This window comes from Pedobacter sp. 01N416 (assembly GCF_056399685.1).
This window is the reverse complement of the sequence record NZ_JBFTRT010000270.1, coordinates 1-6,336: the sequence shown is the minus strand read 5'-3', so window position 1 is coordinate 6,336 and position 6,336 is coordinate 1. Positions and strand designations below refer to the sequence as shown.

3 protein-coding genes are annotated in these 6,336 nt (G+C 40.4%); all 3 read right to left on the bottom strand.

Annotated features, from left to right (window positions below; genetic code table 11):
• Positions 1-381: 381 nt before the first annotated feature.
• From AC1DND_RS15665 to AC1DND_RS15655, 3 genes are read right to left on the bottom strand one after another with little or no spacing between them, the layout of a single operon-like run.
• A complete protein-coding gene (locus tag AC1DND_RS15665; RefSeq protein ID WP_477582968.1) occupies positions 382-2,154 on the bottom strand; it encodes a metallophosphoesterase in 1,773 nt (590 codons plus the stop codon).
• 50 nt (positions 2,155-2,204) lie between these two features.
• On the bottom strand, positions 2,205-3,749 hold the full coding sequence (locus AC1DND_RS15660; protein ID WP_477582966.1) for a RagB/SusD family nutrient uptake outer membrane protein: 1,545 nt from the start codon (positions 3,747-3,749) through the stop codon (positions 2,205-2,207).
• A 17-nt stretch (positions 3,750-3,766) separates the two neighbouring features.
• On the bottom strand, positions 3,767-6,319 hold the full coding sequence (locus AC1DND_RS15655) for a SusC/RagA family TonB-linked outer membrane protein (RefSeq protein ID WP_477582965.1): 2,553 nt from the start codon (positions 6,317-6,319) through the stop codon (positions 3,767-3,769).
• Positions 6,320-6,336 lie beyond the last annotated feature (17 nt).

Sequence of the window (6,336 nt, the reverse complement as noted above, 5' to 3'; positions counted from 1 at the left end):
GTTAAGAGAGGAGAAATGTATGTCGAGAATTATAGGAGAGCGTCATAAAAGCTAAGAAAAACTCCCAAAAAAAGAGTTTTTCTTAAAATAAATTTGCAATTGTGGTAAACCTAGAATACGACCGAAGCAAAGCGGAGCGGAGAGATCTTTGAACTATGTTACTGAAAAGTTTAAAGATTTCTCCATTACGCTACCGATGAAAAATCGGTAAGCTTCAGTCGAAATGACGATATTATTTCTCTTAAATTCACCTGTCATTAATATTGATTTTTATACAATAAATTATCCCCTAGGATGACAAATCTATATTTATGATACAACCTCTTTGTTTTCAGCTTAAAAATTTAATATCACTCTTAACAGCTGAAATAGCAACAGAGATTAACGGTTCTTATTATTAATCAAATCAGTGGCTTTTCCGTTTTTGGCGTCAATGGGTTTACCATTCTGAAGGTAAATTAAGCCGTTTCTATATACAGCCAAACTAGATTTCCCTCCAGCTAAATAGTTGCCTGGAACAGGAATATCTCCTTCTTGTCCAAATTTCACCGGTTCTTTAAAGCGGTCGATAATCCATTCGTTTGTTGAAGGTCTGAAAACAGCCATCTCTGCCCTACCATCGCCGTCATAATCTGCAGGTACCGGAATATCGCCCGGTGTATGCTTAACCTGCAAAGGAATATTACCGAGACTGGTTTGCCATAAAGAGTTGTCTTTACGAAATATGCCTACATCCAATATCCCATCTCCATCATAATCTGCAGGAACAGGGACACCATTTTTATGTCCGAATTTCACACTATCCAGTCCATCAAAGTACCATGTTAATGTAGAAGGACGATAAACAGCAGCTTCTGCAAAACCATCTCCATCCCAATCTCCACACACGGGAATATCGCCTGCCTGGCCAAGTACAACATCTTTCCCACCCTGGATATAAAACTTTCCTTCGGATGGTCTGAAAACCGCAAGCTCCGTTTTACCATCTCCATTATAGTCGGCTGGAGCTGCAACATCGCCAGGTTTACCAAAGGCAATATCTGCCTCCCCCGATATTTTCCAGGTACCATTAGAAAAAAATGCGATTTCGCTAATGCCATCGTTGTTATAATCCTGATACCTGGCCACTGTGGTATGGTGGAACAAGGGAAGTGTGAATTTACTATCGGCATCGGCCTCTTCTTCACCTGTTACCGGAGAAAAAGTACGTACACTGATCAGGTCTTTCGATTTAGAAAATTTCATGAGCCGCATTAAACCGTGCCCCCCATCTGGCCTGCTCTGAAAATCTGATAACAATGATTTGATCACATTTCCCGCATAACCATCCTGACGGTAGCCTTCACCGTTATCGCCCACATGGCCTGATAAAGTTAAAAACACATTCGGGTAACTTTTTAAACGATCGAAAATCCGTTGCCCCTGTTTAGAAAACTTCGGAAAGCCCTTTTCGTTGGTACCGGTTTTCTTATTAAAATGAATAATAGAATGGCTCACTAAGATGGCCTTCCGATCGTTAAATTTTTCAAGTAGCGCACTTGCCCATTTGTTCAATCCTTCAATATCCTCATCATAAGAATCATATTCAAAAAATATAGCAATGAATTTATAACCGCCTGCTTCGAAAAGATCGAAATGGCTATCGTTATTATCACGATAATGCCCGCCGTACCATTTTTTATCTTTAAAATGATCCACGCCAAAATATTTATTGTACTGATCGGTTTTACCACTTAAGGGATATTGACTCTTGGTTTGATCGTGGTTGCCTACGGCCATACCATATGGAATACCCTGCGGATAACCAGGTTGTGGTTTTTCCAATTTATACATCGACCCGGCAGCATTTACCCATTGTTGTGGGAATTTTTCCCCATCATCAGAAATATCACCAAGATGGATTACGTATTTAATGTTTTCTTTTGCTGCATTTTTTGCAATCCACTCGGTCTGCTCCGAAAACATCTCCTTTTTCCCGCCATTCTTCTCTGAAGTATAATATTGGGTATCGGGTAGTACAACGATCGCAAATTCATCGTTTGCTAAACGTTCTTCCTGCAACGCAGGTATTAAGCTTGCACTTGTAGTTAATAACATTTGTGCACTTAAAAAAATGCAAAGGCTTTTCTTTAACAGTGCTTTATTTATGGTCATTTTTACTTAATTAAATTTTATTCTTCTTTTACTTGTCTTATACTTCAATCTTAAAAGTATCCTGGGTTTTGGATGATCTTAGGATTTAGTCCAACTTCGTTTTGTGGGATTGGAAATAATAAATGGTGATTATCGATTACGTAAGCATCTGAGGAAAGAAATGGAAGCTGCTGCCTTATTTTAACACCAAATGCATTAATAACATTAATTGCTTTTCCAGTTCTCAATAAATCTGTCCATCTGCTGTTTTCGAAAGCCAGTTCAACCCGGCGCTCATGTAGAATAATTGTTCTAAGCTCCGTTTGATCGGTACTTACAATATCCGTTAAACCAGCTCTTTTCCTCACCCTATTTAGTGGTGCTAAAGCAAGCGCCGATTTTCCTTGCTCGTTCAAAGCCTCGGCCAATAACAATAATGCATCAGAAAAACGGTATATCGGAAAGTCATCACTAGAACCCGTGGTTGCTGCAAGTGGCGAGTGCAGGTATTTTTTAATGTATGGCACACCAATCTTGCCTGCAGCAGGAGTATAATTGACAATACTTTTAACTGCCGAATAAACAAAATAACTGCTGGCATCGTAAGTACCTTCGGCAATACCAATAGCGGCATCAAGACGTTTATCATTGGCTTCAAAATCAGCAATCAGATCGCTGCTTGGGGTATTCCACCCTCCTGTACCTGTATTATCGATCGCAATACCGGTGAGCAATCTGGTATCCTTACTTCTGGGCAGAAAGTGGAATGACAGTGCATTAGGCGTAGAACCTGTAATGGTACCGCCTAAAAACTGGATTTCGAAAATCGATTCCTTTCCATTTTTATTGGCAGGTAAAAAGGTATCTGCATAATTCGCATTGAGGTCGTAACCCATGGTTAACAGACTATTCAATTGAGTTTCGGCCTCTGCCCATTTTTTTTGAACAGCATAAACATTAGCCAATAACATCGTGGCCGAACCTTTTGTTGCTTCGCCAGTTTGCGGGAATTTAGTTGGTGCTGAAAGCTCATTGATAGCATCTTTAGCATCAGCAACAATCTGGGCATAAACTTCAGCTTCGGTAGCTCTAGGTTTAAATGCATCTTCTGCTGTTTTAACTTCGGCTATCGACAATGGTACCCCGCCATATAGGCGAACCAGCTTGAAATAATTAAGCGCCCTTAAAAACTTCGCCTGTCCATCCAAATTGGCTTTTACGGCATCGCCAAGATCGGAAGTTTTCAATCTTTCGATAATGATATTACAACGTGAAATACCTGTATAACTGTGTTGCCAGGTTGCCGAAACATAAGCATTGGTAGAGGTATTGGTAAAATCAGAAATATTCTCACGCTCTACATAGGCCGTTCCCCTATTTCCAGGAATAGGCTGGTACACCGTATTATCTGAATGCATTTCGGAGGTAAAATAGTCGTTTATTAAAACATCCCTTAGAGGTGCATAAGCAGCTACCACAGCAGAACGGAATTGCTGTTCGGTTTTATAGAATACCCCATCAGTATAAGAATCTTCGGGATTAAGTGCAATAAAATCCTTTTTACATGAACTGACTCCAATGGTTAACAGTATAATGGCTATATATATCTTTTTCATTTTTTTAGCTTTAATGGTTATCTGAATGTGGTTGAGATCCCTAGAGAAAAGGTTCTTGGAATTGGATAGGCATTTTCATCTACCCCAACACCCAAAGTCGGGTCTGATCCGCCCACATTTGTTTCGGGGTTCATTCCCGAATAACCGGTGATAACGAAGGCCTGCTGAACGGAAGCAAAAACACGAAGGTTTTTCAGCATGAGGTTTTTTACAGGTATGGTATAACCCAGTGAAATATTTTTGGCAGCCAAATAAGATCCGTCTTCAATCCATTGTGTATTCACGTTACGGCCAATACCAGTAGTTCCAGATTTGGTTCTCGGGTAAATGCCTGATCCCGGGTTTTCTACCGATCGCCAACGGTCTGCTGCTGCTGCCAGCAAAATCCTCGAACCATCCATGTTGGTTTGATAGGCCCATTTGGCGGCATTTAAAATTTTACCCCCTACCGAAAAAGTCATATCAACAGTTAGATCGAAGTTTTTGTATTTAAAATTATTCACCATACCACCGGTAAAGGTTGGTGTTGGATCGCCAATAAAAGTACGGTCGTTCACATCGTCAATTACGCCATCGCCATTAATATCTTTAACCTTAATGGTGCCGATATCTGAATTGCCGTTAGGTTTTGCAGGGGTACTTAAATACTTAGCCGAATTAGCCAGATCTGCAGCATCTTTGTATAAACCTTCGAAAACAAATCCGTAAAACTCTCCTAAATGATGACCAACCTGCTGACGGAAATAATCTGAACTTACAGTAACATTTCTTCTGATAAAACCAGGATCAACCAAATTGGTAATCAGGTTACGGTCGAATGAAAGACTTAAGTTGGTATTCCATTTAAAGTTACCGACCAGGTTTTTTGAGCTGACCGAAAATTCATGTCCCCACATTTTAAGTTCGCCCACATTAAATATAATCTGAGAAAAGCCTGAAGAGGTTGGTATGGCACGTTGTTGAATCAATCCATCAGTTAACTTTCGGTAATAATCGTAGGTAAAATTAATCCTGTTGTTCAGAATACCTAACTCAAGGCCTAAATCAAGCTGTTTGTTACGCTCCCACCTCAACTCCTGGTTAGGCAAGCGATTAATGGTTTGGCCTTGTGTAATTACGTTATTGAAGTTGTAATAATAAGTACCTATGGTGGCCTGCGAATCGTAGTTACCTGCAAAAAAGTTATTTCCGGTAATGCCATAACTTGCACGAAGTTTTAAGAAATCGATACCTTTTACGTTTTTCATAAAGCCTTCATCCGTTACAATCCATCCGGCAGATACCGAAGGAAAACTTCCCCATTGTTTGTTAATGCCGAATTTAGATGAGCCATCACGCCTTACTGCGGCTGATAAAAGATACCTGCCTTTATAAGCGTAATTAATTCTCGCAATTGCAGAAAGTAAAGCATAAGAACCAGCACCACTACTACCGGTTACACTGGTAGCCGCACCTAAATACTCAATATCATCACTCGCAAAGCCAAGTCCGGTTAAGGTATTGCTGTAGGTACTAAATTGTTGCGCTGAGTATCCGACAAGTGCATCAATACTATGATCTTTTGCAAAGGTTTTGTTGTAGACAAGGTTTCCTTCTGCAGTCCACGAACCGTTATCAACCGACGAACTTGTTCCTGTGGTTTGTCCCTGTGTTCCTGTAACCAATCCAGCCTGGAAATATTTACGCATCTCGGCCCCTTTATCTACGCCCAGATTCGTTTTTACAGTAAGGCCTGGCAAAAATTCGTAATTCAGATAACCATTACCTAAAATGCGGGTAGTATTATAATCATCGTTGGTAAGCTCATAAGTAGCCAGTGGATTGATATAAGCAACCATCCCTGGAGAGGCCACATTTCTGATATAAGTACCATCCGGGTTATAGGGCGAAATTAACGGACTAGCTTCAAAAAAACGCTCAAAATAACCACCAACACCATCGCTACTTAACCTATTGTTATGGTCCATTCTATAACTCGGGGCCAGATTAAAACCAACTTTAAGTTTATTATTGGCTGAAGTAAAATCCTGATTGAATCTTAGGGAAAATAACTTGGTTCCGTTATTGATTACTACGCCCTGTTGTTCTTGATATCCGGCAATAACTGTTGACGAGGAATGTTCGCGTGCCGATTGAACCGTTAGATCGTAACTCTGGATAGGTGCCGAACGGGTTAAGAGATCGAACCAGTTGGTTCCTTCACCGTATTGTTCGGGATTATCATAAGCGGCATGGTAATCTGCAGCGATGGTATAACCTGGCTCATATTTTAACCCGTCTTCTCCACGCTCTTTCATAAATGTTGCAAATTCCCTTGCCGTCATCATTTTAGGCAATTTCCCGGTTGGAATCTTCTGGATACCGTAATAAGTAGAAAAATCTATCTTCGAATCGCCTGGTTTTGCGTGTTTGGTGGTAATCAGCACCACACCATTCGCTGCCCTCGATCCATAAAGTGCAGTTGCCGATGCATCTTTTAAAAAACTAAAGCTTTCAATTTCTGCTGGATTAATGTTATTGATACTTCCGGTTATAGGAGTACCATCGATTACGAATAAGGGTAGTACCATCGATTACGAATAAGGGT